The organism is Mesorhizobium sp. LNHC229A00, from assembly GCF_000502415.1.
Taxonomy (GTDB): Bacteria; Pseudomonadota; Alphaproteobacteria; order Rhizobiales; family Rhizobiaceae; genus Mesorhizobium.
The window spans coordinates 604141-631042 of record NZ_AYWQ01000001.1 but is presented as its reverse complement, the minus strand read 5'-3'; the positions used below and the strand labels follow the sequence as shown (position 1 = coordinate 631042).

Annotated in this window: 23 protein-coding genes and 1 pseudogene; 8 read left to right on the top strand and 16 right to left on the bottom strand. The window is 63.5% G+C overall.

The annotated features are described in order from the left end of the window. Positions 1-34 precede the first annotated feature (34 nt). The 3 genes from gcvT to gcvP are packed head-to-tail and all read left to right on the top strand — an operon-like array spanning position 35 to position 4338. Positions 35-1135, top strand: a complete 1101-nt coding sequence (gcvT, locus tag X742_RS166615; RefSeq protein ID WP_023770036.1) for a glycine cleavage system aminomethyltransferase GcvT — start codon at positions 35-37, stop codon at positions 1133-1135. 5 nt (positions 1136-1140) lie between these two features. Further along, entirely contained in the window at positions 1141-1509 is a 369-nt protein-coding gene (gene gcvH, locus X742_RS166620) for a glycine cleavage system protein GcvH (protein ID WP_015317602.1), read from the top strand. A gap of 18 nt (positions 1510-1527) precedes the next feature. Further along, entirely contained in the window at positions 1528-4338 is a 2811-nt protein-coding gene (gene gcvP, locus X742_RS166625; RefSeq protein ID WP_023770035.1) for an aminomethyl-transferring glycine dehydrogenase, read from the top strand. Here gcvP and X742_RS1000000175415 read toward each other — a convergent pair whose 3' ends face one another. The 10 genes and pseudogenes from X742_RS1000000175415 to cpaB all read right to left on the bottom strand — a co-directional run bounded on the left by X742_RS1000000175415 (position 4339) and on the right by cpaB (position 13420). Next, a complete protein-coding gene (locus X742_RS1000000175415) occupies positions 4339-4626 on the bottom strand; it encodes a hypothetical protein (protein ID WP_023770034.1) in 288 nt (95 codons plus the stop codon). A gap of 231 nt (positions 4627-4857) precedes the next feature. After that, positions 4858-5331: a tetratricopeptide repeat protein gene (locus tag X742_RS166635; protein ID WP_023770033.1), complete on the bottom strand. Its 474-nt coding sequence runs from the start codon at positions 5329-5331 to the stop codon at positions 4858-4860. Between the two features lie 334 nt (positions 5332-5665). Next, positions 5666-6628: a type II secretion system F family protein gene (locus X742_RS166640; protein ID WP_023770032.1), complete on the bottom strand. Its 963-nt coding sequence runs from the start codon at positions 6626-6628 to the stop codon at positions 5666-5668. A gap of 1 nt (position 6629) precedes the next feature. After that, the gene (locus X742_RS166645; protein ID WP_023770031.1) at positions 6630-7595 is read right to left on the bottom strand and encodes a type II secretion system F family protein; all 966 of its coding nucleotides are present in this window, start codon (positions 7593-7595) and stop codon (positions 6630-6632) included. A 5-nt stretch (positions 7596-7600) separates the two neighbouring features. Then, entirely contained in the window at positions 7601-9019 is a 1419-nt protein-coding gene (locus X742_RS166650; protein WP_023770030.1) for a CpaF family protein, read from the bottom strand. Next, positions 9016-10227, bottom strand: a complete 1212-nt coding sequence (locus tag X742_RS166655; protein WP_023770029.1) for a response regulator/pilus assembly protein — start codon at positions 10225-10227, stop codon at positions 9016-9018. Before X742_RS166655 ends, X742_RS166650 begins: the two co-directional genes overlap by 4 nt. A gap of 33 nt (positions 10228-10260) precedes the next feature. Next, a complete protein-coding gene (locus tag X742_RS166660; protein WP_023770028.1) occupies positions 10261-10530 on the bottom strand; it encodes a hypothetical protein in 270 nt (89 codons plus the stop codon). Positions 10531-10533: 3 nt separating this feature from the next. After that, positions 10534-10908, bottom strand: a pseudogene (locus tag X742_RS166665) (secretin); the annotation flags it as partial. A gap of 109 nt (positions 10909-11017) precedes the next feature. Beyond that, positions 11018-12463 carry a type II and III secretion system protein family protein gene (locus tag X742_RS166670; RefSeq protein WP_023770026.1) on the bottom strand — a complete coding sequence of 482 codons (1446 nt, stop codon included), beginning with the start codon at positions 12461-12463 and terminating at the stop codon, positions 11018-11020. A 30-nt stretch (positions 12464-12493) separates the two neighbouring features. Next, entirely contained in the window at positions 12494-13420 is a 927-nt protein-coding gene (gene cpaB / locus X742_RS166675; RefSeq protein WP_245273760.1) for a Flp pilus assembly protein CpaB, read from the bottom strand. A gap of 238 nt (positions 13421-13658) precedes the next feature. Here cpaB and parE point away from each other — a divergent pair, with 238 nt between their 5' ends. Next, a complete protein-coding gene (gene parE / locus X742_RS166680) occupies positions 13659-15716 on the top strand; it encodes a DNA topoisomerase IV subunit B (RefSeq protein WP_023770024.1) in 2058 nt (685 codons plus the stop codon). Positions 15717-15760: 44 nt separating this feature from the next. Continuing rightward, on the top strand, positions 15761-17830 hold the full coding sequence (locus tag X742_RS166685; RefSeq protein WP_023770023.1) for an FUSC family protein: 2070 nt from the start codon (positions 15761-15763) through the stop codon (positions 17828-17830). Here X742_RS166685 and X742_RS166690 read toward each other — a convergent pair. Beyond that, entirely contained in the window at positions 17827-19020 is a 1194-nt protein-coding gene (locus X742_RS166690) for a DUF2336 domain-containing protein (protein ID WP_023770022.1), read from the bottom strand. The genes X742_RS166685 and X742_RS166690 overlap by 4 nt on opposite strands. Positions 19021-19171: 151 nt before the next feature. Between X742_RS166690 and X742_RS166695 the strand changes: the two genes are divergently transcribed. Both X742_RS166695 and X742_RS166700 read left to right on the top strand, forming a co-directional pair. Continuing rightward, a complete protein-coding gene (locus tag X742_RS166695; protein WP_023770021.1) occupies positions 19172-19624 on the top strand; it encodes a MaoC family dehydratase in 453 nt (150 codons plus the stop codon). After that, positions 19624-20505: a CoA ester lyase gene (locus X742_RS166700; protein WP_023770020.1), complete on the top strand. Its 882-nt coding sequence runs from the start codon at positions 19624-19626 to the stop codon at positions 20503-20505. The genes X742_RS166695 and X742_RS166700 overlap by 1 nt, the downstream gene beginning before the upstream one ends. A gap of 3 nt (positions 20506-20508) precedes the next feature. Here X742_RS166700 and X742_RS166705 read toward each other — a convergent pair whose 3' ends face one another. Together X742_RS166705 and X742_RS166710 are read right to left on the bottom strand one after the other, a co-directional pair. Then, positions 20509-21117: a flavin reductase family protein gene (locus X742_RS166705; RefSeq protein ID WP_023770019.1), complete on the bottom strand. Its 609-nt coding sequence runs from the start codon at positions 21115-21117 to the stop codon at positions 20509-20511. Next, complete coding sequence (locus tag X742_RS166710; protein WP_023770018.1) at positions 21118-21702, bottom strand: nitroreductase; 585 nt, start codon at positions 21700-21702, stop codon at positions 21118-21120. A 154-nt stretch (positions 21703-21856) separates the two neighbouring features. On the opposite strand from X742_RS166710, the gene X742_RS166715 reads away from it, so the two are divergent. Further along, positions 21857-22819, top strand: coding sequence for a hypothetical protein (locus X742_RS166715; RefSeq protein WP_023770017.1), 963 nt, complete (start codon positions 21857-21859; stop codon positions 22817-22819). A gap of 3 nt (positions 22820-22822) precedes the next feature. Here the strand turns inward: X742_RS166715 and X742_RS166720 are convergent, their stop codons facing one another. The 3 genes from X742_RS166720 to blaOXA all read right to left on the bottom strand — a co-directional run bounded on the left by X742_RS166720 (position 22823) and on the right by blaOXA (position 26785). Then, positions 22823-23761 (bottom strand): GNAT family N-acetyltransferase, encoded by a 939-nt coding sequence (locus tag X742_RS166720; protein WP_023770016.1) that lies wholly within the window; start codon positions 23759-23761, stop codon positions 22823-22825. An 84-nt stretch (positions 23762-23845) separates the two neighbouring features. Then, entirely contained in the window at positions 23846-25822 is a 1977-nt protein-coding gene (gene thrS / locus X742_RS166725; protein ID WP_023770015.1) for a threonine--tRNA ligase, read from the bottom strand. A gap of 144 nt (positions 25823-25966) precedes the next feature. Beyond that, positions 25967-26785: a class D beta-lactamase gene (gene blaOXA, locus X742_RS166730; RefSeq protein WP_023770014.1), complete on the bottom strand. Its 819-nt coding sequence runs from the start codon at positions 26783-26785 to the stop codon at positions 25967-25969. Positions 26786-26902 lie beyond the last annotated feature (117 nt).

Sequence of the window (26902 nt, the reverse complement as noted above, 5' to 3'; positions counted from 1 at the left end):
TCAGCGGCCGATTGCGTGCGACTCTGGAGGCGACATGACGGGCGACGACGACAAACACCTTCCCCTCGAAGATATTCATGCGGCTGCCGGAGCGCGCTTCGGCGCCTTTGCCGGCTGGTCGATGCCGCTGACCTATCCGGCCGGCGTCATGAAAGAGCATCTCCACACCCGCGAGCATGCGGGGTTGTTCGACATCTCGCATATGAAACTGTTCGAGGTCAGCGGGTCGGAAGCGGTTGCGCTGTTGAACCGCGCCTGCCCGCTGGACGCCGACGCGCTCGAAATCTCGCAGTCAAAGCTATCCTTCTTCCTGAATGAAGCAGGCGGCATTCTCGACGATCTGATCGTCACCCGGCTCGGCGACAGCAGGTTCATGGTGGTCGCCAATGCCGGCAATGCCGTCGCCGACGAAAAGCATTTGCGCGCCCTGGCGACCGATTTCGAAGCCAAGGTCGAGCCGCTCGACCGCGTCTTCCTGGCGATCCAGGGCCCCGAAGCCTGGGCTGCCCTCTCCCGCGCCGGCATCGAGACCGGCTCACTGCTGTTCATGCATGGTGTCGAGCCGCGAAAAAACTGGTTCATGAGCCGGTCCGGCTACACTGGCGAGGACGGTTTCGAGATCGGCCTGCCGGAGGCCGATGCGCGTGACCTTGTCACCAAGCTGTTGGAAGATGAACGCGTGCTCTGGATCGGCCTTGCCGCGCGCGACAGCCTGCGGCTGGAGGCCGGCCTCTGCCTGCATGGCCAGGACATCACGGCGGAGACCGACCCGGCCGCGGCGGCGCTGATGTGGGCGATCCCGAAAGAAATCCGTTCCTCCGGCACCTTCATTGGCGCCGAACCCTTGCGCGCCGCCGTGGAACGTGGCCCGGCGCAAAAGCGCGTCGGGCTGAAACCGGAGGGTCGCCAGCCGGTGCGCGCCGGTGCCGCGCTGTTCGAAGCCGACGGCAATCCTGCCGGCCATGTCACATCGGGCGGCTTCGGCCCTTCCGCCGGCCATCCGGTCGCCATGGGCTATGTCGCCACGCCGCTGGCAAAGCCCGGAACGCGGATTTTCGCCGACGTGCGCGGCACCAAGATCCCAGTCGATGTCAGTTCTCTGCCCTTCACCCCTCATCGCTACCGCAAAGGATGAATTCCATGGCAACAACCTATTTCACATCGGATCACGAGTGGCTCAGCGTCGAGGGCGGCATCGCCACTGTCGGCATCACCGACTACGCGCAGGAGCAGCTCGGCGACCTCGTCTTCGTGGAACTGCCGGAAACGGGAAAGAAGCTCGCCAAGGGCGACACCGCCGTCGTGGTCGAATCAGTCAAGGCAGCCTCGGACGTTTATGCGCCGGTCGATGGCGAGATCACCGAAGCCAATGGCACGCTGTCCTCCGACCCCTCGCTGGTCAACTCGGCGGCAACCGGGGCCGGTTGGCTGTGGAAGATGAAGCTCGCCGACGAAAGTCAGCTCGCCAGCCTCATGGATGAGGCAGCCTACAAAGCCCATATCGCCTGACATCAGGAATTTATTGACATGACCGCAGCTCCCTACCCGTTCTCGGCCCGCCACATTGGACCCGGCCTTGCCGACGTCAGAGCCATGCTCGCCGTCATCGGTGTTCCCTCGGTCGAGACGCTGATCAGCCAGGCCGTGCCGAGATCGATCCGGCTCGACCAGCCGCTGGACCTCCCGGCGCCCGCCAGCGAAGCCGAAGCTCTCGCCGAATTGTCGGTGATAATGGCAAGGAATATGGTGCTGAAAAGCTTTATCGGCGCTGGTTACCACGGCGTTCACGTGCCGCCGGTCATCCAGCGCAATCTGTTCGAGAATCCGGCCTGGTACACCGCCTACACGCCCTATCAGGCCGAGATCAGCCAGGGCCGGCTCGAAATGCTGTTCAACTTCCAGACGCTGGTCACCGAACTGACCGGCCTGCCGGTGGCATCAGCCTCACTGCTGGATGAAGCGACAGCGGTCGCCGAAGCGGTCGGCATTGCGCTGCGCCACCACCGCGACAAGCGCACCAAGGTGGCGCTTGCGGGCACGCCGCACCCGCAGACGCTGGACGTCGTGCGCACCCGCGCCGAGCCGCTCGGCATCGAGATCGACGGCGAGACGATCGACGACAACACCGCCGCCCTGCTCGTCTCCTGGCCGGACACCTTTGGCGTCTATGGCGACCACAAGGCGGCGATCGAAAAAGCGCGCGCCACCGGCGCGGTTGTCGTCTTTATCGCCGACCCGCTTGGTCTGACGCTGACCGACGCGCCGGCGAAACTCGGCGCCGACATCGCGGTCGGCCCGATGCAGCGCTTCGGCGTGCCGATGGGCTTTGGCGGCCCGCATGCGGCCTATTGCGCGGTCTCCGACAAGCTGACGCGGCTTATGCCCGGCCGCCTGGTCGGCCAGTCGACCGACAGCAAGGGCCGTCCCGGCTACCGCCTCGCCTTGCAGACGCGCGAGCAGCATATCCGCCGCGACAAGGCGACGTCCAACATCTGCACCGCACAGGCCCTGCTTGCCAATATGGCCGCCGCCTACGCCATCTGGCACGGCCCGGTCGGCCTGCAGGCGATCGCCGGGCGCATACACGCGCTGGCCAACTGCCTGGCAAGCGGCCTCGAGGCGGCGGGCGTATCGGTGCTCGGCTCCAGCCGCTTCGACACGGTGACGGTGGAGACCAACGGCAAGGCCGCCCAGATCGCGGTCGCCGCCGAAAAGACCGGCCGGCTGCTGCGTGTGCTCGATGCCGACCATGTCGGCATCAGTTTCGACGAGACCTCGACCGACGCCGATCTCGACGCGATCGCGGCCTTGTTCGATGCCAAGGCTGCCGCTTCCGCCGACAGCACGGTGCCCGGCAAGCCGCGTGGCACGGAGTTTTTGACCCAGCCGGTCTTTCACCAGAACAAGTCGGAAACCGAGATGATGCGCTTTCTGCGCCGGTTGGCCGACAAGGACCTGGCGCTCGACCGCGCCATGATCCCGCTGGGCTCCTGCACCATGAAGCTCAACGCCGCGGCGGAAATGATGCCGGTGAGCTGGCCGGAAATCGCCAATTTGCATCCCTTCGCGCCCGCAAGCCATTCGGCCGGTTACCGCGCCATGATCGGCGAACTGGAAGGCTGGCTGTCGGAGATCACCGGCTTCGACGCCGTGACCTTGCAGCCCAATGCTGGCAGCCAGGGCGAATATGCCGGGCTGCTCGCCATTCGCGCCTACCACCGCTCGCGCGGCGAGGGCCATCGTACCGTCTGCCTGATCCCGTCTTCCGCGCATGGCACCAATCCGGCGAGTGCCGCGATGGCCGGCATGAGCGTCGTCGTCGTGCGCTGTCTGGAAGACGGCAACATCGACATGGACGATATGCGCGCCAAGGCCAACGAGCATTCCAGGAATCTCGCGGCGCTGATGTTCACCTATCCCTCCACCCATGGCGTCTACGAGGAAGGCGCGCGCCACCTCTGCGCACTCATCCATGAGCATGGCGGCCAGGTCTATTTCGATGGCGCCAACCTCAACGCGCTGGTCGGCCTCGCCCGGCCAGGCGACATCGGCGCCGACGTCTGCCACATGAACCTGCACAAGACCTTCTGCATCCCGCATGGCGGCGGCGGCCCGGGTGTCGGTCCGATCGGTGTCAGGGCGCATCTGAAGCCCTATCTGCCGGGCCATGTCAGCGAAGGCTCGGCTCATGCCGTGGCCGCCGCTCCCTTCGGCAGCGCTTCCATCCTGCCGATCACCTGGATGTACATCCGCATGATGGGCGCTTCCGGCCTGAAGCAGGCGACCGAGACAGCGATCGTTTCGGCCAATTATGTGGCGACACGGCTCGCCCCGCACTTCCCGCTGCTTTACAAGGGCCGGAGCGACCGCGTCGCCCACGAATGCATCCTCGACACCCGCGTGCTCAAGGAGAGCGCCGGCATCAGTGTCGAGGACATTGCCAAGCGCCTGATCGACTATGGTTTCCACGCGCCGACCATGTCGTTCCCGGTCGCCGGCACGCTGATGGTGGAGCCGACCGAGTCCGAGCCCAAGCGCGAGTTGGATCGCTTCTGCGAGGCCATGATCGCCATTGCCGGCGAAGCGGCGAAAGTGGCCAAAGGCGAATGGCCCTTGGCCGACAATCCGCTGGTCAACGCGCCGCACACGTCTGCCGAGGCGCTGGCCGGTCAATGGACCCACCCGTATTCGCGTCTGGAGGCGGCTTATCCCGCCGGCGATGCCGACACGGCGACGAAGTACTGGCCGCCAGTGTCGCGCATCGACAATGTCGCGGGCGACCGTAATCTGGTCTGCTCCTGCCCGCCGCTGTCGGATTATCTTGGCGCGGCCGAATAGCTACTCGGAACGCAAGGCCGGCCTGACCGGGTCGGCCTTGCCCGTCCTCTTGCAGCCGATGACGCAATTTCGCCCCGCGCGCTTGGCGCCATAGAGCGTGAGTCGGGCCCTGGCCATCACCTCGTCGAGGGTGCTGCCGTCGGGCGCCAGCGCGATCTGGCAAAGCAGCGGATCGGGCTCCCTGGTATAGCGCCAGAAGAGGATCACATGCGCCACGAGCACGATAATGCCGCACGCCACCGTCAGCACGAAACCCGCCCGCGGCGCCGTGAGCCAGATCGCAACCATGGTAGCGGCTGACAGGTACCCGACAGCGCGGCTGCGAGCAGGAGCGAACTGAAATCCAGCATATCGGGCGGGGGCCTCTCGAGCGTCGGCGGTTGCGCCGCATTCTAGGTCAGCGGCAGCCCTCGCACATGGCTTGGGCGATATCTCGACCCAAGCCGCGGATAGGGTTTACAAAGCGTCGATGCCAACTGTGCCGAAATCGCCCTTGGACGGCGCGACCATCAAACGGCATCAGCCCTTGTTCAGCAAGGCGAGGTTGGCGTCGACAACGGTGGGATCGGTCATGCCGGTCTTCGCCTCGAGCAGCAGCGCCCGGGCCTTCTTCTTGTTGCCGCGCAACAGTTGCGAATAGCCCATATTGTTGACGATCTGCGGCTTGCGGCCGGCAACCTTCAGGAGCTGGCCATAGGCGCGGTCGGCGAAGTCGAAGCGGCCAAGTTCGTCATACGAAGCCGCAAGCCCCATCCAGGCCTCGGCACTGTCGGCCTTCAGCTCGACGGCCTTGCGGAAATGCGCTTCGGCAAGACCATAATTGGCATCGCGAAACTGTGCCTTGCCTTCCGCCAGGTCGGATGTGGCGACATCCTTCCCTGCCGGCTGGATTGCAGTGGTCTTGGTCGTGTCGACGTTATTGTTCGTCGTACACCCGCTGATCATTAAGGCGGCTGCCATCATGGCCATCGCCGCAATTTTTATCTGACGCATGCCCTGCCCCGTCGCCCGATTTGCCGGGTCGTTCTTCGGGAAAGAGACTACAGAAGAGCGATTAAGCTTCGGTGCCGAAATGCAGCTAACTTTCAGTTTCCGGAATAGCAATCATTAACCACCGGGCGTGCCATCTCAAATCTCCGCGGACGCGAGCGGCGGCGGGGCGAGGCCCAGCAAGAGGGTGCGCAAGACATTTGCATGGGACCTGTCACTCATTTAAGGCCGTTGCAGGTCCGATTTACCCCTGCCGTACCCAATAACTTTCTTGAAATCGCCTCGACGGACTTTTGCACGGTGAACACCATCACCTCGCCCGCACTCCAAATTACAGCTAATGGGCCGTCAGTTTGACGATGATGGGAATGACCGCGATCATCAACACCACCGGCAGGATGCAGACCACGACCGGCACGGACATCTTGGCCGGCAAGGCATGGGCCTTCTCCTCTGCCAACGACATGCGCTTGTGGCGCATCTCGTCCGAAAACACCCTGAGCGCGCCCGACAGGCTGGTGCCGAGTTCCTTCGACTGCTGCAGGAGCGTGGCGAAGGAGCGTACCTCATCCAGGCTGAGGCGATCGGCGAGCGCCTTCAGCGCGTCGTCCAAGCTGCGCCCCGCCCGAAGTTCCAAGCACACGAGCTGCAGGTTCTGGCTGAGCGACGGATAGCTCTTGGCGAGTTCTTTCGAAACGCGCTCGACGCCGGCTTCCATGCTCATGCCGGCATCCGAACAGACGATCATCAAGTCCATGAAATCGGGGAAGCCGTTGCGGTATTCGCGCATCTTCTCGCGCACCTTCTGGGTCAGCACCAGGCCCGGCAAAAAATAGCCGGCGGCCCCCGACAGGATGATGAAGGTCCACCGGCTGGTCATGGTCGCGTCGGGACTGGCCATCCACCGATTGAGCACGAAGACGGCGAACGTCGTGCCGATCATTGCCGTGAACCGGATGAGGAAGAACATGCCGACGGCGCGCGGCTCCATGTAGCCCGCCTGGATGAGCTTCAGGCGCAGGCGAGCGACATTTTCCGGGTCGCTCTTTGCATAGAATTCCTGTGCCCTCTTCATCGCTTGCTCGCGCACGACGCCGCTATTCTTCTTCTGCATCGGTTCGGGTCTGGCGGCCACCGGACCCTGGTCGACCTTGAGCCGGCGCTTGACGTCGTTGCGGTCGCCCTTCGCCACCACCATCGGCCATGCGACAGCGGCCGCTCCCGCGGCCAGCAGGAGGACGGCCACCGGCATCAGCGAGGTCGGCGCGAGGGAAGCGAGGAATTCAATGACGCTTTGCATGTCAGAACTTGAAATTCGACATTTTGAACATGATCAGATTGCCCAGCATCAGCCAGCTAACCGAGCCGCCGATCATGTACCATGTCTTCGCCACGCCCCAGACGTCGCTGTAGTATCCCGGCATCATGGCCATGATGGCGGTGAACAGCAGCGCCGGTACGGCCGTCAAAATATAGGCCGAGAGGCGGCCTTCCGTCGAAATGGCGCGCACCTTGCGTCGCAGCTTGCCGCGTTCGCGGATCGTCGTCGACAACCCATCGAGGATCTCGCGCAGGTTGCCGCCCGAACTGGTCTGGATCGACACGGCGGTGATGAACAGCGGCAGATCCTCGTGTCCGACCCGGTCGAACAGTGCATTCAGCGCCGTGACCAGGTCGGAACCATAAGTGACTTCGTCGGCAATGACGCCGAATTCCGTGCCGATCGGATCGGGCATCTCGCGCGACACCATGGCGATGGCCACCGGCACCGGATGACCGGCCTTGAGGCCGCGCGTGATCAGCTCCAGCGCTTCCGGCAGCTGCATGCCGAAACGCTTCAGCCGGCGCTTGCGCATGAAGCGCATCGCCATGACCGGCAGCAACGGCACCAGCACGACGAACAGGATGAGCCCCATCAGCAGCGGCAGCCCGCGCCAGATCGCGGCCAGGGCAACGGCCGTCGCCACACCGCAGGTGATCGTCAGGAATTTCGAAAGCGGCATTACCATTCCCGACTGCGTGCGCAGGGCACGGAACCGGTCAGGCGAAAACAGCGACGTTCCCGCGTCGAGACCGCGCTCCTTGCGCAGCTGGATCAGCACCTGTTCCTGGCTGATCTTGCTTTCCTGCAGTTTCATGCGCCGGTTGATGGCGGTGCGCTTGTCGCTGCGTCCGGCGTAGAGCAGGTAGACGGCCTCGGCCACCATGATGCCGGTCAGTGCGGCTCCGGCATAGACCACATAGATCGCGCTGAACCCGTCGAACACGCCGGCTACTCCTGCGGCCGGCCGGGTTCGAAATAACGTCCGGGAAAGTCGATGCCCATGGCGCGCAGGTCTTCCAGGAAACGCGGCCGAATGCCGGTCGCCTCGTAGTAGCCAAGGATCTTGCCATCGGCCTCCATGCCGGTGCGCACGAAGCGGAATATCTCCTGCATCTGGATGACATCGCCCTCCATGCCGGTCACCTCGGCGACGCTCGTCACCTTGCGCTTGCCGTCGGAAAGTCGGGTCAGCTGGACGATGATGTCGATGGCGCTGGCGATCTGGCTGCGGATCGACTGCACCGTCATCGGCATGCCGGTCATGCCCAGCATCTGCTCGAGGCGCGAAATGCAGTCGCGCGGCGTATTGGCGTGGATGGTCGCCATCGAGCCTTCGTGGCCGGTGTTCATGGCCTGCAGCATGTCGAAGGCTTCCTCGCCGCGGCACTCGCCGAGGATGACGCGGTCGGGACGCATGCGCAGCGCGTTCTTGACCAGGTCGCGCTGTTTGAGCTCGCCATGGCCTTCGATGTTGGCGGGACGCGTCTCCATGCGTGCGACATGCGGCTGCTGCAATTGAAGTTCCGCCGCGTCCTCGATGGTGATCAACCGCTCGTCTTCTGGAATGAACGCCGACAGCGCGTTAAGCATCGTCGTCTTGCCGGTGCCGGTGCCGCCCGAAATGATCGTCGTCTTACGGGCGTGGACGGCCGCGGCCAGCACTTCGGCCATGTTCTGCGTGATGGCGCCGAATTCGACCAGCCTGTGCAGGCCAAGCTTGTTCTTGGAGAACTTGCGGATCGACACCAGCGGGCCGTCGACGGCCACCGGGCGGATGGCTGCGTTGAACCGCGAGCCGTCCAGCATGCGAGCGTCGACCATCGGCTGCGATTCATCGACGCGGCGACCGACGGCGGCCACGATCTTGTTGACGATTCTGAGCAGATGCGCCTCGTCCTTGAACGGGATATGGACCTGCTGCAGCTTGCCTTTCTTTTCGACGAAGCAGTTCTGATGGCCGTTGATCAGGATATCATTGATATCGGGATCCTTGAGCAGCGGCTCGAGCGGGCCGAGGCCGACCATCTCGTCGACGATGTCGTCAACCAGCGCGTCGAGTTCGGCGGTGTTGATCGCCATCCGCTCTTGGCGGGTCTTTTCCGAAACGAAATCATGCACTTGCCGGCGCATCTCCTCCTTGGGCAAGCGCTCCAGCGCGACGAGATTGATCTCCTCGAGCAGCAGCCGGTGGATGCGAACGCGGGCATCGAGCACCTTGTTGGCATTCTTTGCCGGCGCCGCCTCCGCCTTCGCAGGCAAAGCCTTTCGGCTGGTCGGGATGACGACTGCGTGATGCGCGACCGGCGTCGATTCAGCCGGGCGCGGACGCGCGTCACGGTTCTGCAGGGTGGAAAAACGGCTGGTCATCCAGCTTTCCTTTTCAAGAGGCCCCTGCCGAAGCCGAACAGCGACTTCGACTTGCTCGCGGTTGCCACCGCCTCTTCCGGAAGGATGATCTTCTTCAGGTCGTTGACGACATTGGCATTGGGATCGATCTCGTGCAGCGGCACGCCGCGGTCGACAGCCTCGCGCACCAGCCGGTAATTGTTGGCGATGCCGCCGACAAAATGCTCGCCGAGGATTTCCTGGACGTCCGCGTGCTTGATGCCGTTGTCGAACATCTTCTGCTCGAAACGGTTGACGATCACGTTCGGCTTCACCTCCTTGCCGGCGGTCTCGTAGACGGCCTGGATCAGACGCTGCGTATGGCGCAGGCACGGCACCGTCATTTCGGCAACGATGTAAAGCTTGTTGGAACCGAGCAGCACCGTTTCCGTCCACGGAAACCAGGTGCGCGGCATGTCGATGACGACATTGTCGAAATAGGCCGAAACGAGGTCCAGCATGCGCACCACGACATCGGTCTTGAACGAGCGCATTTCCGACGGATGCGTCGGCGCCGCCAGCACACACAGCCCGCTGGCGTGCTTGGACAGCATCACATCGAGCAGTTGCCGGTCGAGGCGCTCAGGCTGGTTCTCGATTTCGGTGATGTCGAAACGCGGCTCCAGGTCGAGATATTCGGCACAGGCACCTTGCTGGAAGTTGAGGTCGACCACGCAGGTTGAGGCGCCGCGCGTCACCGAATGATGCAGCTGGAACGCGGTCTGCAGCGCCAGCGTCGTGGTGCCGACGCCGCCGGCGGCCGGCATGAAGGTATAGATCTGCGACTCGCTGTTTTCCTCGCGCCCAGGCCCCTGCAGAGCCCGCACCACCGAACGCACGAGGTCTGCAGTGGTGATCGGCTTGACCAGGAAGTCGGCGACCTTGAGCTGCACCAGGATGCGCACGGCCGCGGCGTTGAACTCTTGGGTGACCACGACCACCGGCGCCTTGCCCTCGAGCCGGCGCATGACGCGCTGCAGTGACTCGATCTCCTCGAGTTTCGCCGCATCCATGTCGACGATGACGACGCCGAACTCGGCTTCCTGGACCTCGCCGCGCAGCTCGGTGACGTTCTTCTCCACCGTTATGAGCTGGATGACCTCGGAAGCGGCAAAGGCCGTCTTCGTGTCCTGCGCGAAGGTCCGGTCTGTCGATACGAGCAGGATTTTCTTGGTGCTGTTGTTTGCCATTCTCGCCGCCTGTGAGGTCGATCGCCGTCTGGATCAGTTGTCGGTGGTCGTTTGCGCAGCCTTGGCACCGGCCGCCTGATCGGGCGCGACGGGGCCGGCACTGCCACGCTTGGCAGGCACGAGAAGTGTCGTGTTCTGGACGCCGTACTTCCACGGGTCGACCATCTGCATGACGGTGTTGGCGGCCTGTGCCTCGCCGGTGCCGGACGTCACCCCTTCGCTGCGCACGTAGTCGTCGCTGGTGCAGCCGCTTGCCAGACCGGCAAGAAGCAAGGCGATGCACCATCTCAGGATCAGACGCATGGCTCAGTCCTTCGGCAGGTCGAGGAAATGACCGACTTTGGTGGCAGGAGCGGCCGGTGCCGCACTGCCATCGGCCAGCGCCAGCGCGCGGCCCGTATCCGACGCCTTCACCTCCTCGGTGTTGTTGAGGAAATAGTCGACATTGCTGGCGGGCTGGGTGCCATCGGTCGGCTCGGCCAATTTCTTCGACGGATCGACCGGCTTGACCAGGTACGGCGTGACGATGATGACCAGGTCGGTCTCGCGCCGCTGATAGGATTTCGACGAAAACAGCGCTCCAAGCACCGGCATCTTGCCAAGGCCGGGAATGCGAGACGTGGTGATGTCGTTCTGGGACTGCAAAAGCCCGGCGATCATGAAGCTCTGGCCGTTCTTCAGNGGTGCCGGACGTCACCCCTTCGCTGCGCACGTAGTCGTCGCTGGTGCAGCCGCTTGCCAGACCGGCAAGAAGCAGGGCGATGCACCATTTCAGGATCAGACGCATGGCTCAGTCCTTCGGCAGGTCGAGGAAATGACCGACTTTGGTGGCAGGAGCGGCCCGTGCCGCACTGCCATCGGCCAGCGCCAGCGCGCGGCCCGTATCCGACGCCTTCACCTCCTCGGTGTTGTTGAGGAAATAGTCGACATTGCTGGCGGGCTGGGTGCCGTCGGTCGGCTCGGCCAATTTCTTCGACGGATCGACCGGCTTGACCAGGTACGGCGTGACGATGATGACCAGGTCGGTCTCGCGCCGTTGATAGGATTTCGACGAAAACAGCGCTCCAAGCACCGGCATCTTGCCAAGACCGGGAATGCGGGACGTGGTGATGTCGTTCTGGGACTGCAAAAGCCCGGCGATCATGAAGCTCTGGCCGTTCTTCAGGTCGACCGAGGTCTTGGCGCGGCGCACGATGAAGCCGGGCACGGAAATGTTGCCGATATTGTAGGATGCCGACGCATCGATCGAGGAGACTTCCGGCGCGATGTCGAGGCTGACCAGCCCGTCCTTGAGTACGGTCGGCTTGAAATCCAGGCTAACGCCATATTTCTTGTAGCTCACCGAAATCTTGCCGTTGTCCTCCGAAACCGGGATCGGAAACTCGCCGCCGGCCAGGAAGCTCGCTGTCTCACCTGAACGCGCGATCAGGTTCGGCTCAGCCAGCCGACGGGCAAGGCCGCGCTCTTCCAGCGCCTTGATGGCAATGTCGATCGAGACGCCGTTCGACAGCAGTCGGCCGATGATCTCGCCGTTCCCCGCCGCTGGCACCGTGCCCGGATCCAGTGAAACGTCGCGACCGCCGAAGCCGTAGGCGAAATTGGCGCTGTATTTCGCGCCCAAGTCCTGCCCTGCCTGGCGGTTGATCTCGACGAACCGGACATTGAGCTGAACCTGCTGCGACGACGAGATATTGACCGAGTTGATCACTTCCTCATTGCCGGAAAAGCGGCTGGCGATCTTGCTTGCCTTATCCGCCGCAACGGCGTCATCCGCCTCACCCGACAGCACGACACGGCCGTTGGCCGAGCCGACCTTGATCTTGGCGTCCGGCACACTGGCACGGATTGTGTTCGCCAATTGGTCGGTGTCGAGCGTCACCTCGATGTCCACGGTGCCGACGAGCTGCTTGTTCTGGTCGAACAGCGCAATGCCGGTGGTGCCGAGATTGTTGCCCAGGACATAGAAGGATTTGTCGGTCAGCGGGTTGACGTTCGCGATTTCGGGATCGCCGATGACGATCTGGTAGAAGGCGGCGCTCGTCATGATCGTCTTGGGCTTGCCCTTGGCAACCTTGATCGACGCATTCTTCGTCGACGAGACATAGACGATGTCGTTGTCCGCCTTTGCCGCTCCGGGCAAGGCGAGCACGCCGCTCGCAGCCAGGGCAAACGCCGTTGCCAGGGCGCGCACGAAGCGCGACCGAGCCGTCATTCGATATAGGGTACGCATCAACATTGTCCCGTCCCGCCCGGTCCCCACCGGTCTTTACTTCTGGTCCCGCGTTGGAACCTGATATTCCTCGGCCTGCGTGCCGCGCGTCACGATGATCGTCTTGAATTTCGGCTTCTCCGGCTCCTTCGCTATGGCATCGAACAAAGAGCCGGCCACGGCCTGTGTCTTGGAAGCGACGGATCCGCCGAAGGAAGAGATGGTGGTGACGCCGTTCTTGCCATCGCCGCCTTCGCTGGCGGAGCGAAGCGACAGCGACAGCGTTCCGACGGTACGGGCAAGCGCCACTTTCTGCGCGCCGTCGCTCGTCACCTCGAGGGTCACGGAATTGGCCACCTGCGGCGTTGTCTGGCGCTCGTCGGCGCCCTGCCCGACGCTGAGCACCTTGGCGTCGGCAACGACGATCTCCGAGGTGATGGTCGAACCGGCAGCCCCTTGCGCGTTCTTGGCGACTTCCTGGATTTCGCCGGCGTCGCGGGTCAGCACGACATCGACCCGGTCGCCCGGCGTGACGAAGCCACCGACGCCGGCGATCTCGTCGGTGCGGATGGTGACCGCGCGCATTCCGGGCGTCAGCATGTTGGACAGCGTCGCGCGGCCGTTCGGTCCCGACAGCTTGGTGAGCAGCACCGGCTCGTTGATCTCGATCGGCGACAGCGCGACCCGGCCGCCTTCGCCAAGCAATCCATCGATGGTGGCAAAGGCGCCCTGCGGAAGGGAATCCTGCGGCCACGGGATTTCGCTGAGCTTGGCGCGGTCGAGTTCCATGCCGTAGCGCAATGGCGCGTTCGCCACCACGATGGTCTTGAACTCGATCCTGGGCGCGGCCGGAGCAGCGATCGAGGCCGTTTTCTCCTGGGCATCGGCCTTGGCCTGGCTCTTGACCCAGAAATCCGCGACAAAGATCGAGATCGCCCCGAAAACGGCGGCGATGCCGATCATCGTTATGGCCTTGCCCCTCACGCCGAAAACCCCTGATGCCGGTCGTTTCTTGTTATGTTGGGCTCACGCTAGGCGGCATTGTTAAAGAATCAGGAATATTGCGCGGCGGCATTTGAGCTATTTCCGCCCGCTTGGTTATCGAATGGTTTTAGGGTAAGAGCAGTTAAATCCCCGAACGTAACAGGAACCTCCGTCGCTTGGCGCTGAAAAGCGTGGCAGTATCGACGGGGTGATTCGCAGCTTGGACTCTATGGCAGGCATGGACGACAACAACGATCTTTTCGGCAATCTGGAGAAACAGCCGCAGCCGGTTCGCACGCCGGCGCGCCCGGCGGATCCGCTGGTGCAGGCGGCCGCCAGGCGCCCAGCCGCAACCAAGGATGGCAGCGAGGGCTACAGCGCCGCCGACATCGAGGTGCTTGAGGGCCTTGAGCCGGTGCGCCGCCGGCCAGGCATGTATATTGGCGGCACCGACGACAAGGCGATGCACCATCTCTTCGCCGAGGTCATCGACAATTCGATGGACGAAGCGGTTGCCGGCCATGCCACCTTCATCGATGTCGAACTCTCCGCCGACGGCCATCTCACAGTCACGGACAATGGCCGCGGCATTCCGGTCGACATGCACCCAAAATTCAAGAAGCCGGCGCTCGAAGTCATCATGACGACGCTGCATTCGGGCGGCAAGTTCGACTCCAAGGTCTACGAGACATCAGGCGGCCTCCACGGCGTTGGCGTCTCCGTCGTCAACGCCCTGTCGGATCATCTCGAGGTCGAGGTCGCGCGGGGCCGCCAGCTCTATCGCCAACGCTTTTCGCGCGGCGTCCCGGTGACCGGACTGGAGCAACTCGGCGAAGTTCACAACCGGCGCGGCACAAAAATCCGCTTCCACCCCGATGAGCAGATATTCGGCAAGGGGGCGGCCTTCGAGCCGGCGCGTCTCTACCGCATGACGCGTTCGAAGGCTTACCTGTTTGGCGGCGTCGAGATCCGCTGGACCTGCGATCCCTCCCTGATCAAGGAAAAGGATCAGACACCGGCCAAGGCGGAATTCCATTTCCCAGGCGGCCTCAAGGATTATCTGAAGGCGTCGCTCGGCGACGACTTCCAGGTGACGCGCGAAATCTTCGCCGGCAAGAGCGACAAGCAAGGCGGCCATGGCTCGCTGGAATGGGCGGTGACCTGGTTCGGTGGCGACGGCTTCATCAATTCCTACTGCAACACCATCCCGACCGGTGAAGGCGGCACCCACGAAGCCGGCTTCCGAAACGTGCTGACGCGCGGCCTGCGCGCCTATGCCGACCTCGTCGGCAACAAGCGCGCCTCGATCGTCACGTCGGAAGACGTCATGATCTCGGCCGCCGGCATGCTGTCGGTGTTCATCCGCGAGCCGGAATTCGTCGGCCAGACCAAGGACAGGCTGGCGACGATCGAAGCGATACGCATCGTCGAGACCGCGATCCGCGACCCGTTCGACCATTGGCTGGCCGATAATCCGCAGGAAGCCTCGAAGCTGCTCGACTGGGTGATCGCGCGCGCCGACGAACGCGTGCGCCGCCGCCAGGAAAAGGAAGTGTCGCGCAAGAGCGCGGTGCGCAAGCTGCGCTTGCCGGGCAAGCTCGCCGACTGCACGCAGAACGCGGCGGCTGGTGCCGAACTCTTCATCGTCGAAGGTGATTCCGCCGGCGGCTCGGCCAAGCAGGCACGCGACCGTGCCAGCCAGGCCGTGTTGCCGCTGCGTGGAAAAATCCTCAATGTCGCCAGCGCCGGCAATGACAAGCTTGCCGCCAACCAACAGATATCGGACCTGATCCAGGCGCTCGGCTGCGGCACGCGGTCAAAATACCGTGACGAGGATTTGCGCTACGACCGCGTCATCATCATGACCGATGCCGATGTCGACGGCGCCCACATCGCTTCGCTGCTGATCACCTTCTTTTACCAGGAGATGCCGGCGCTGGTGCGCGGCGGCCATCTCTACCTGGCGGTGCCGCCGCTTTACTCGATCAGGCAAGGCGGCAAGGTCGCCTATGCCCGCGACGACGCCCACAAGGATGAGCTTCTGCGCACCGAGTTCACCGGCCGCGGCAAGGTCGAGCTTGGCCGCTTCAAGGGCCTGGGCGAAATGATGGCCGCGCAGCTCAAGGAAACCACCATGGACCCAAGGAAGCGTACCTTGCTCAGGGTTGATGTGAACGAAATCGATTCCGCCACCAAGGACAGGGTCGATGAGCTGATGGGCACCAAGCCCGAAGCCCGTTTCCGCTTCATCCAGGAACGCGCCGAATTCGCCGAGACGGAAGTGCTGGATATCTAGCCGCTGGCGCGTTTAGCTTGCATTCCTGACATGGAGACCAGCATGTGACCTGGCCGCGGCTGAAGACCTATTTCGAGACGAGCCTGGCCGGGCTGACGCAACCGACACGCTCTGACTGGATTTTTGCGCTCCGCACCGTTTCGGCCGGCATGATCGCATTGCTGGCCGCTTACGCGCTGAAGCTCGACCATCCGCAATGGGCGATGATGACGGTGTTCATCGTCGCCCAGCCGGTTGCCGGCATGGTGCTGGCGAAAGGCTTCTACCGCCTGCTCGGCACGCTGGCCGGCGGTGTCGCGGCAATCGGCATCACCACGGCGTTCGGTACCGGCCCCTGGATTCTGGTGACGGCGCTTGCCGTCTGGATTGGCATTTGCACCTTCGTCTCGTCGCTGCTGCGCAATCCCGAGGCCTATGGCGCGGCCCTTGCAGGCTACACCGCAATGATTATCGGCCTGCCCGCTTTCGGACAACCGCATCTGGTCGTCGACCTCGCGGTCGCGCGTTGTGCCGAGATCGTGCTCGGCATCGTCTGCGCCGGCCTGACTAGCCGGCTGATCTTGCCAAAACTGGCCGGCGACGCCATCGTCTCGCGGCTGAAACGCTGCATTCTCGACCTCGCCACCTATGCCGGCGGTGCGTTTTCAGGCGGCGACCGGGCAACGCTGATCGGCCTGCACCGGAAGCTTGTCGCCGATACCCAGACGCTTGGCGAGATGCGCGCCTATGCCAGGCTCGAAGCGCCGAGCTTCGCGCCGCGCGCGCATCCGGTGCGGCGCACCATCGGACAACTGCTTTCGGCTCTTTCGGCGGCGCGCGCGCTCTATTCGCATGCCGCTCCGAAAAACGCGGCCCTCATCCCGGTGCGCTCGGAACTGCAGGCCCTTGTCAGCGAACTGGCAGCCAAGCCGGGAGCGCTGGACGATACCTCATCCTGGGTGGCGCGGCTCGACGCGATCTCGATCAGGGCCCGGCAAATGCCCGACGCCTCGACCGACCAGGGTGAGGACAGGGTCGGCACCATTACCCGCCTCACCATCGCGGCCGATTTCGCCGAGGCGCTGAAACAGGTGCTGCGTGGCCTCGACGCCTTGCGCGCGCCGGTTACGCGCCGTCCAGGTCCCGGCAGCCAGCAGCCGGCCCTGGTGGTGCATCGCGACTATCCCGGTGCTGCGCGCAACGCCGTCCGCGCGGCCGTTGCCACGCTGCTGGTCGCTGCTTTTTGGCTGACGACGAAGTGGTCGGAAGCGGCCGGCACCGTCATCCTCGTTGCCGTGGTGTCGAGCCTGTTTTCCGCTCGCCCCGACCCGGTGCAAGTATCCTGGGGGTTCTTCAAGGGCACGCTGCTCGCTTTGCCTTTTGCCTTTCTCGTCGGCCAGGTTGCGCTCCCCGCTATGCCCGGCTTCGGCTGGTTCATGCTGTTCGTCGTGCCCATCATGGTGCCAGCGGCACTCGCCATGGCCAATCCGCGCTATGTCGGCGTGGCGACAGCCTTCGCCATCAACTTCCTGGCCTTTCTCAGCCCACATCAGGCGATGACCTACGATCCCGGCCCCTTCTTCGCCGGCTCGGCATCGATCCTGGTCGGCATCCTCTTGGCCATCGGCGTCTTCATCGTCGTGTTGCCGGCCGATCCATGGCTCGCGGCCGACCGCATCGTGCGCGCCATGCGCGAGGATCTGGCGCGGCTTTGCCTGCATGAGCGCGTGCCGAGGCGTTCGGCCTTCGAGAGCCTCGCTTATGACCGGGTCAATCAGTTGATGCCGCTGGTCCAGAATTCCGGCAGGAAGGGTGAGGCGGTGCTGGGAGGCGGCGTCGCTTCCGTCACGGTCGGCTTGGAGATCCTGCGACTGCGCATTGCCAGCCAAAACCATGCCATCCCATCGGAAACGACGCTTTCAATCGCCAATTTCCTGAGGGGACTGGCGCGCGAGCTGCTTTTCCGTACCCCTGGCGATCCGCAAACAGCGACCATTGCCGTCGCCCGGCAGTATGCGGCAGGCATCGCCCAGCGAAACGCCACTGGGGACATGCTGCGGATCGCGGCGTCCCTGCGCATCATCGCCGCGGCGATGGAGGACTTCCCGGACTTCTTCGCGAGGGAAAAGATTTAAGCTGCGGCGATCGCCAGCGCATGGCCGCGTGCATTCTCACGCAGGGCGCCGAGATGGATCGACTTGACCAAGGCGGCAAGATCGCCTTCGGCGGATTGCCCGCCTAATTCCTTGAGCATCAGCCAACTGACTTCCTGCACGCCGGCGACGCGCTTNCCGTTGGCAACCTCGCGCCAGATTTTCAGGGCGCGCAGGATGACGGCATGCGTGGCGGCAGCCATGCCGGCACCGCGGAACAGCGCCTGCAGGGCCACGTCGTGCCCGCCGGCCAGCAGCGCCCTCACCCGTGCTTCGGACTGCTGGCTGAGCGCGACCAGCGCCGAGCCGAAGAAATCGACCTTGCCATGCGCGATTGTGCGGATCAGGAAGCTCGCGGTCAGGTCGCCGCGCAGCCTGAGATGCTCGATCAGGGCCGCGTGCTCTTCTTGGCGCGTGCCCTCGATCAGCGTCACCGAGGCCTTGACGCAAGCATCGCGCATGACCCGGTCGGCACGCGCGGCTCCCATCAACGCCATGACCAGCGGCGATGTCTTCAATGTCTCGCCGAGCTTGACGAGCAGCATATGCCGGCAGTCGGCAGGCAGCCTGATGTCCGAGATCAGCGCCTCGCGCACCAGAGGCAGATGCCCATGGCGTTCCGCCATGCGCCGGAAGCTGAGTGACGCGATGTCGGCGCCGCTATTGGCCAAAAGCACGGCGCAGGCCTCCGCCTCGCCGATCTCGGCGATGGCCGCCGAAAGCGCCATCGAGACTACAGGCCGGTCGGCGATCAGCTTCTGCGTTGCTTTCTGGCTCGCCGCCACGCGGTTGATCAGGTCGGCGTCGGTGAGCAGCGGCGAGCGCGCCAGCACGACCCCGGCGACCTCCGGCTGGTCTGCGGCAAGCGNGGCGTCGGTGAGCAGCGGCGAGCGCGCCAGCACGACCCCGGCGACCTCCGGCTGGTCTGCGGCAAGCGCACTGATGATCTGCAACGGCGCGTGATGGCTCATCGAGAGCGCTTCCGCCATCGCCAGCCGCACTTTCGACGAGGCGTCGTCGAGCAGCAGCGTCAGCGCCGCCTCGGCGGCGCAGCGATCCTCGAACGGCAATTCGCAATTGACATAGGCTCGGGCCAGCGCATGGGCCGCGGCGGCGCGCTCCGACACCCTGGCCGTGTAGATCCATTTCAGAAAATGCGAAACAACAACCATGCCGTCTGCTCACGCCCCTCGCCGGAGGGTTTCCGGCCCCGGGAGTAGGGTAGGCAGAAATGGTTTACGAACGGTTCACCATGTTCATTAACTGGCTTGCGAGGGCCTGAAGCAGCGCCTATCAACCGTCAGACAGCGCAGGAGGCGGTAGATGGCAGGGCTATATCTCGAGGAGTTTGTTGTCGGCCATGTCTTCCATCACACGCTGCGCAAGACCGTCACCGAGAGCGACAACATGCTGTTTTCGGTGATGACGCTCAACCCGCAGCCGCTGCATATCGACTTCGATTTCGCCGCCAAGAGCGAATGGGGCAAGCCGCTGGTCAACTCGCTGTTCACGCTCGGCCTGATGATCGGCATTTCGGTAAACGACATCACTGTCGGCACGACGGTCGCCAATCTCGGCATGAAGGAAACCGTGTTTCCTCACCCGGTCTTTCATGGCGACACCATCCGCGTCGAAACATCTGTCGTCTCGGTGCGCGAATCCAGGTCGAAGCCCGACCGCGGCATCGTCGAATTCGAGCACCGCGCCTACAACCAGCATGGCGATCTGGTCGCTCAATGCATCAGGCAAGCGATGATGCTGAAGAAGGCAGACTGATGCGCTCGCTGCTGTTCGTTCCAGGCGATTCCGAACGGAAGCTGGAGAAGGGATTTGGCGCCGGCGCCGACGTGGTCATCGTCGATCTCGAGGACTCCGTGGCGCCGCGGAACAAGGAGCGGGCGCGCGAGATCGCGGCGCGCTTCATCCTCGAACGCAGGGGGCAAACCAACTCGGCGCTCTATGTCAGGGTCAATGACCTCTCGACCGGGATGACGGACGATGATCTTGCCAAGCTCGTTCCGGCAAGACCGGACGGCATCATGCTGCCTAAATCGAACAGCGGCCAGCATGTGCAGCAGCTCGCGGCCAAGCTCAGGGTCCGGGAGGCTGAAAACGGCCTGCGCGACGGGTCGATAAAAATCCTGCCGATCATCACCGAAACTCCGGCGGGTGTGCTCGCCGCCGCCACCTATGCGGGGACAAGCGCACGGCTCGCCGGTCTCACCTGGGGCGCGGAAGACCTGTCGGCGGCGATAGGCGCACGCTCTGCCCGCGACGAGCACGGCCGCTACACCGATCTCTTCCGTCACGCCCGTCTGACGACCATTCTCGCGGCCGGAGCCGCGGAAGTCGCCGCGATCGACACCGTATTCCCCGGCTTTCGCGACATGGCGGCCCTCGCCGCGGAATGTGCCGAGGCCGAGCGTGACGGTTTCACCGGCAAGATGGCGATCCACCCCGATCAGGTGTCTGTCATCAACGCTGCGTTCACGCCCTCTGCCGAGGCGGTGAGACAGTCGGCGGCTATCGTAGCGGCCTTCGAGGCGGCCGGAAATCCGGGCGTCGTCGGCATCGACGGCAAGATGTTCGACCGCCCGCATCTACGGCTGGCCGAACGGCTTCTGGCCCGCGCGAAAGCCGCCGGCATATCCGCCTGACGGCTACTCCTTGCCCCAGCGCGGCCGGCGCATCGCAAAGACCTCGTCGACGCTGGCATAATCCATGTAGCCGAGACGCGCCACATTGCCGGCCTTGGTGATGTCGAACAGGCCGTCTTTCAGGAAAGCATCCTCGATGTGCACGCCGATCACCTCACCGGCGACGACAAAGGCACTCGTTGGCGATCCGTCCAGCGCCTTTGGGTGAAACACTTCCGTAACCCGGCATTCGAGCGCCGCGGGTGCAGCCGCCACGCGCGGCGGCTTGACGAGACGCGAAGGCGCCATGGCGAGATCGGCATAGACGAACTCGTTGACGCCGCGCGGCGCGTCGACGGATGTGTAATTCATCTTCTCCGCAAGATCGCGGCTGACCAGGTTGGCGACGAACTCGCCGGTTTCCTGCGCGAACGAGGCGCTGTCCTTCTCGCCTTCGGAGGAAAACCAAACGATGAAAGGCCGGGTCGAGAAGGCGTTGAAGAACGAATATGGTGCCAGATTGACCTCGCCTGCCTTGTTCAGCGTCGATATCCAGCCGATCGGGCGCGGCGCCACGATCGCCTTCGACGGATCGTGCGGCAGTCCATGCCCCTTGGACGGCTCGTAGAACATTCAGCCCGCCCAGGGTCCGGCGTAATCGGTGTAGAGCTTGGCCGGATCGGGCCGTGGCCGCTCCGGCGCCGGACCGGCGTAGGAGCCGATATGGATGAAACCGACGACGCGCTCCTGCGGCGCCAGTCCGAGGATCGCCCTGCCCTCCGGCACGTCGGAATACCAGTTGCTGATCATGTTCGTGCCATAGCCCAGTGCATTGGCCGCGATCACCAGGTTCATCGCCGCCATGCCTCCGGACAGGAACATCTCCCATTGCGGGATTTTTGGGTTTTCCCTGGGAATGGATACGACACCGATCACCAGTGGGGCGCGCGAGAACCGCGCCAGTTCCTGGTTGACACGGCCTTCCGGCAACGGCCCCTCGCGCTGTTCGGCCAAGGCCGCTAGTTTCTTGCCGATCTCGATGCGGGCTTCGCCGCGATAAAGGATGAAGCGCCAGGGTTCGAGCCGTCCATGGTCGGGCACGCGCGTGGCGGCAGTGATCATCGTGGCGATATCGGCGTCGCTTGGCGCCGGTTCCCTGAGGTCGGGGATCGGCGCCGAATTTCGGGTCAGCAGGAAGTCGATGATCGGCGACGCCATGGACGCAAGTCTCCTGAAACACTCTGTCTTGAGCTGAAGCGCACCATCGGGAATCGGGTGGCTTGGGCAAAGGCGCGCTAACGCCGGGCTGAAGAGTCCCGGATCGGACTCTTAAGCCTTGAAATTGCCACCGCCATGGGCTTCAACGCAAGGCATGTTTGAGGGGCGACTACGTCTTTTCCTGGTTCGGCTCTGCGCCACGCTGTTCCTGCTGCCGGTCTCCATGGCTGTCGCGCAGGAAAAGGACGGCGTCGGCGACCTGAAACTTCCCGGAATTTCGAGCTATGCAACGCCGAAGAGCGAGACCCCGCTGGCGCTTGGCGGCGGTGGCGCCATCACGCTCTCGGCCCAGTTGACCGACAAGGGCACCGACATCACACGTGGACTAGTCTGGCGTGTCTTCAAGCCCGAAGCGGTCAACGGCAAATTGCCGATGGTCGCCTCCTCCCATGGCGGCAGCGCCGTCTTCCAGCTCGAGCCCGGCAGTTACCTGGTCCACGCTTCCTATGGCCGCGCCGGCGCCACCAAGCGCATCACGGTCGGCAAGGAAGCCAAGCGAGAAAGCCTCGTGCTCGATGCCGGCGGCCTGAAGCTCGACGCGGTTCTGTCCGGCGGCGTGCGCATTCCGCCGAAGAAACTGCGCTTTTCAATCTATGAGGGCACCGCCGAGGCCAATGGCGACCGCGCGCTGATCATTCCCGATGTCGAACCCAACAGCGTCGTGCGGCTCAATGCCGGCATCTACCATGTCGTCTCGACCTACGGCGCGGTCAATGCGGTCATCCGATCCGACATCCGCGTCGAGGCCGGCAAGCTGACCGAAGCCACCGTTGAGCATCACGCCGCCGAAATCACCATGAAGCTGGTGCGCGAGGCGGGCGGCGAAGCGATTGCCGACACCTCGTGGTCGCTGCTCAACGAGTCCGGCGATCCGATCAAGGAAACCGTCGGCGCCTTCGCTTCGATGGTGCTGGCCGAAGGCGACTACACCATCATCGCCAAGAACCGCGACCGCATCTACCAGAAGGATTTCACGGTCGTTGGCGGGCAGAACCAGGAGATCGAGGTTCTCGCCACCGAAGCAGCGGCTATGGATCCCGAGGAAGGCGCCGATTAGACCTCAGGCGGCGAGCTTGGTTCGCGCCGGGAGGAACGGAATGCGACGGCGCGGCAGGCTCGGCGCCAGATCGAATACACCGCGATAGAGACGGTCGAGCAACGTTTTGCGGTCGCGCAACGGCTCCAGTTCGTTCCAGCTCAGCACATTGCCGACACGCACGTCGATCGCCCTGCCGGACAGCCGCGCGAATTCACGAATGAGCAGCGAGGTGCGCAAGGTCAACGAGGCCTTGCCGACGAATTTGGCCACACGCCCGTCGCGCTCGGCCATGTTCATCGGCCCACTGACCAGATGGAAAAGCCTGCCGTTCTGGCCGGAGAAATGCATCGGGATGACCGATGCCTTGGCCTCCTGGACGAGACGGGCGGGAAACATTTTCCACGGCAGGTCGCGCGCGCGGCCAAAACCCTTGGGCGCTGTGGCGACGCCGCCGGCCGGAAACACCACGATCGTGACACCTTCCCTGAGCACCCGCACTGCTTCATGGCGCACGGCCATGTTGTTCTTCACCGCGTCCTTGGTCTCGGAAAAGTCGATCGGCAGCGAATAGGGCTCCATCTCGCGGATCCTGAGCAGGTCCTTGTGGATCATCACACGGAAGGGCCGGCCGAGTTGCTCAGCCAGCGAGAGCACGGCAATGCCGTCGCCGATTCCGAAGGGGTGGTTGGCGACGATCACCAGCGGCGTATTGGGCAGATCCTTCGGCGGCCATTGGTCCGGGCTTTGCACGCGCACGTCGATGAGGTCCAGCATTCGGCTGAACACACGTTCGCCCGGCGGAACCACCTGGCGGCGCCAGAAATCATAAAGCGCGGCAAAGCGATCGCGGCCCGACAGGCCTTCGACCGAATGGATGAACCAGCGCGCCAGCGCCGGCTGGTGCGGATTGGCATAGGAAAGCTCTGGGAACGGTCGTTCGCGCGATTTCAGCTTGAGCATGGGGCTCGTTACAACGTTGCCATGACAGGGATATGAAAATGGCGGTGGATCGCTCCACCGCCATTCGATCGAAAACACTCCGATTCAAGCCGCGCGCTTGCGTCGGCGGTCAGGTGTGATCGCTTCTTCGGTCAGCCGTTCGATTGCTTCGGCAAGGCCGAGCGATTCCTGGTCGCGCGAACCGAGGCGGCGGATGTTGACCGTCTGCTCCTCCGCCTCGCGTTTGCCACAGACCAGAATGACGGGCACCTTGGCCAGGCTGTGCTCGCGGACCTTGTAGTTGATCTTCTCGTTGCGCAGGTCGGCTTCCGCCAGCAGGCCGGCGGCCTTCAGTTTCGCCACCACCTCGGTCGCATAGCTGTCGGCGTCTGACGTGATCGTCGCCACCACCACTTGCAGCGGCGCGAACCATAGCGGGAAATGGCCGGAATAATTCTCGATCAGGATGCCGAGAAAACGCTCCATCGAACCGCATATGGCGCGGTGCACCATGACCGGCTGCTTCTTCTCCGAATCCGAGCCTATGTAGAAGGCGCCGAAGCGTTCCGGCAGGTTGAAGTCGACCTGCGTCGTGCCGCATTGCCATTCGCGGCCGATGGCATCCTTCAGCACATATTCGAACTTCGGCCCGTAGAAGGCGCCCTCGCCCGGATTGATCGAGGTCTTGATGCGGTTGCCGGACCTTGTCCGGATCGTCTCCAGCACGCCGCCCATGATCGCCTCGGCATGATCCCAGGCCTCGTCCGTGCCGACGCGCTTTTCGGGCCGTGTCGACAGTTTGACGCTGATTTCGTCGAAACCGAAATCGGCATAGGTCGACAAGATCAGGTCATTGATGCGCAGGCACTCGGAAGCCAGCTGCTCCTCGGTGCAGAAGATATGCGCATCGTCTTGCGTGAAGCCGCGCACGCGCATCAGCCCGTGCAGCGCGCCCGACGGCTCGTAGCGATGCACATTGCCGAACTCCGCCAGCTTTACGGGCAGGTCACGATAGGATTTCAGCCCATGCTTGAAAATCTGCACGTGGCCCGGGCAGTTCATCGGCTTCAGCGCGAAGATGCGGTCATCGTCGGTTTCATCGCCGGCGACTGTCACCTTGAACATGGCGTCGCGGTACCAGCCCCAGTGGCCCGACGTCTCCCAAAGGCTCTTGTCGAGCACCTGCGGGGCGTTGACCTCCTGGTAGCCCTGCTCGTCGAGCCGGCGCCGCATGTAGTTGACCAGGTTCTGGAACATCTTCCAGCCCTTGGCGTGCCAGAAGACCACGCCCGGCCCCTCTTCCTGGAAATGGAAAAGGTCCGTTTCGCGGCCGAGCTTGCGGTGATCGCGCTTCTCGGCCTCCTCCAGCATCGTCTGGTAGGCTTCGAGCTGCGCCTGGTCGGCCCAGGCCGTGCCGTAGATGCGCGTCAGCATCGGGTTGTTCGAGTCGCCGCGCCAATAGGCGCCAGCCACCTTCATCAGCTTGAAGGCGTTGCCGATCTGGCCGGTCGAGGCCATGTGAGGACCGCGGCAGAGATCGAACCAGTCGCCCTGCGCATAGATCTTGAGATCCTGGTCCTCGGGAATGGCATCGATCAGTTCGAGCTTGTAGCGCTCGCCCTTGTCGGCGAAGACTTGTCTCGCCTTGTCGCGCGACCAGACCTCCTTGGTGAACGGCTTGTTGCGCGCGATGATCTCGCGCATCTTCTTCTCGATCACCGGGAAATCGTCCGGGGTGAACGGCTCGTTGCGGGCAAAGTCGTAATAGAATCCGTTCTCGATCACCGGCCCGATGGTGACCTGCGTTCCCGGCCATATCTCCTGAACGGCTTCCGCCAGCACATGCGCGGTGTCATGGCGGATCAGTTCCAGCGCGCGCGGATCTTCGCGGGTGATGATCTCGACCTTGCCGGATTTGCCGAGCGGGTCCGAGAGATCGCGCACGGTGCCATCGATTGCATAGGCCACGGCCTTCTTGGCCAGCGACTTGGAGATCGATTCGGCCAGGCCGGCACCGGTCATCGCGGCATCGTAGTCACGCACGGAGCCATCGGGAAATGTCAGGGAAACGGAATTCAGCATGTGTATCTCCTATCCAGTCCCGCAAACGAGCGCGGGTGGTAAATGCAGATCATCAGCGGTTCGGGGCTGCGACCTGCCAGGGTGCCGGATGCGTCCGGCGGCGGCAGTCTTTTATGAGCAGATGCCGCCGCCGTAAAGCCCGGCTCACTTAATCAGCCGTGGCAGGTCCTTCAGGAACGCGGCCCGTGTCGCCAACCCCTTCGGCATATCGGTGCGCTTCGTATCGACGACGAGCCGGGCGAACACGATCTGGCGGCCGTCTTTCCCAGCCCAGCCGACAAACCATCCGAGCGAGCGCTTGTCCTTGCCGCCCGCGCCGAGCCTCGTCGTGCCGGTCTTGCCCTGAACGGCCCAGTCGCCAGCCTTGAAGTTCGGCATGATGGCGCGTGTCATTTCATGCGCCCTGGCCGACGCCGGCATTGTGCCGGCGAGCAGTTGCCGCAGGAAGGCAACCTGTTCGACTGGCGTGATCTTAAGCGAGGAGTTGACCCAGGAATGGGTGAGCCCGTCATCCTTGCCAGGATTGCCGGTAACGTCACCATTGCCATAGTTGAACTTCGATACGTAGCCGGCAAATTTCTGAGTTCCGAGCCTGCGGGTGATCTCGCGTGAGAACCAGATGATGGAATCACGTTCCCAGATCGTCGGATCGACGGTTTTCTGGTCGCGTTTCACCGCGTTGAACTCGGGCTTGTAGTCCCATGCCGGGGTATGTTCATCGCCAAGGATGCCTGCGTCGTAACCGATCAGCGAAAGCGGCACCTTGAACGTGGAGGCTGGGCTGAAGCGCTGGTCGCATGTACCGTCCTGGTAAAGCGTCTTGCCGGTTACAGCATCGGCGATCAGCGTGCATTGCACATCCGCGAGCGGCTCGGACTGCGCGCGCATCGGAAATCCCAGCAGCCAGGCGAGCAGGAACAGGACACCAGCCATGATAAAGGGAAGACGATCGACATTGCGCATTTTCTGCTCGCTCCAGAAGGGGGTTCGCGAGCGGGCTTAGCGAGGTCTCTTGTCTCGATTTTGTCTCAAATGCGCAGTTGTTGTGCAGGCTTCCGTTAACCCTACCGGAGCGTAAAC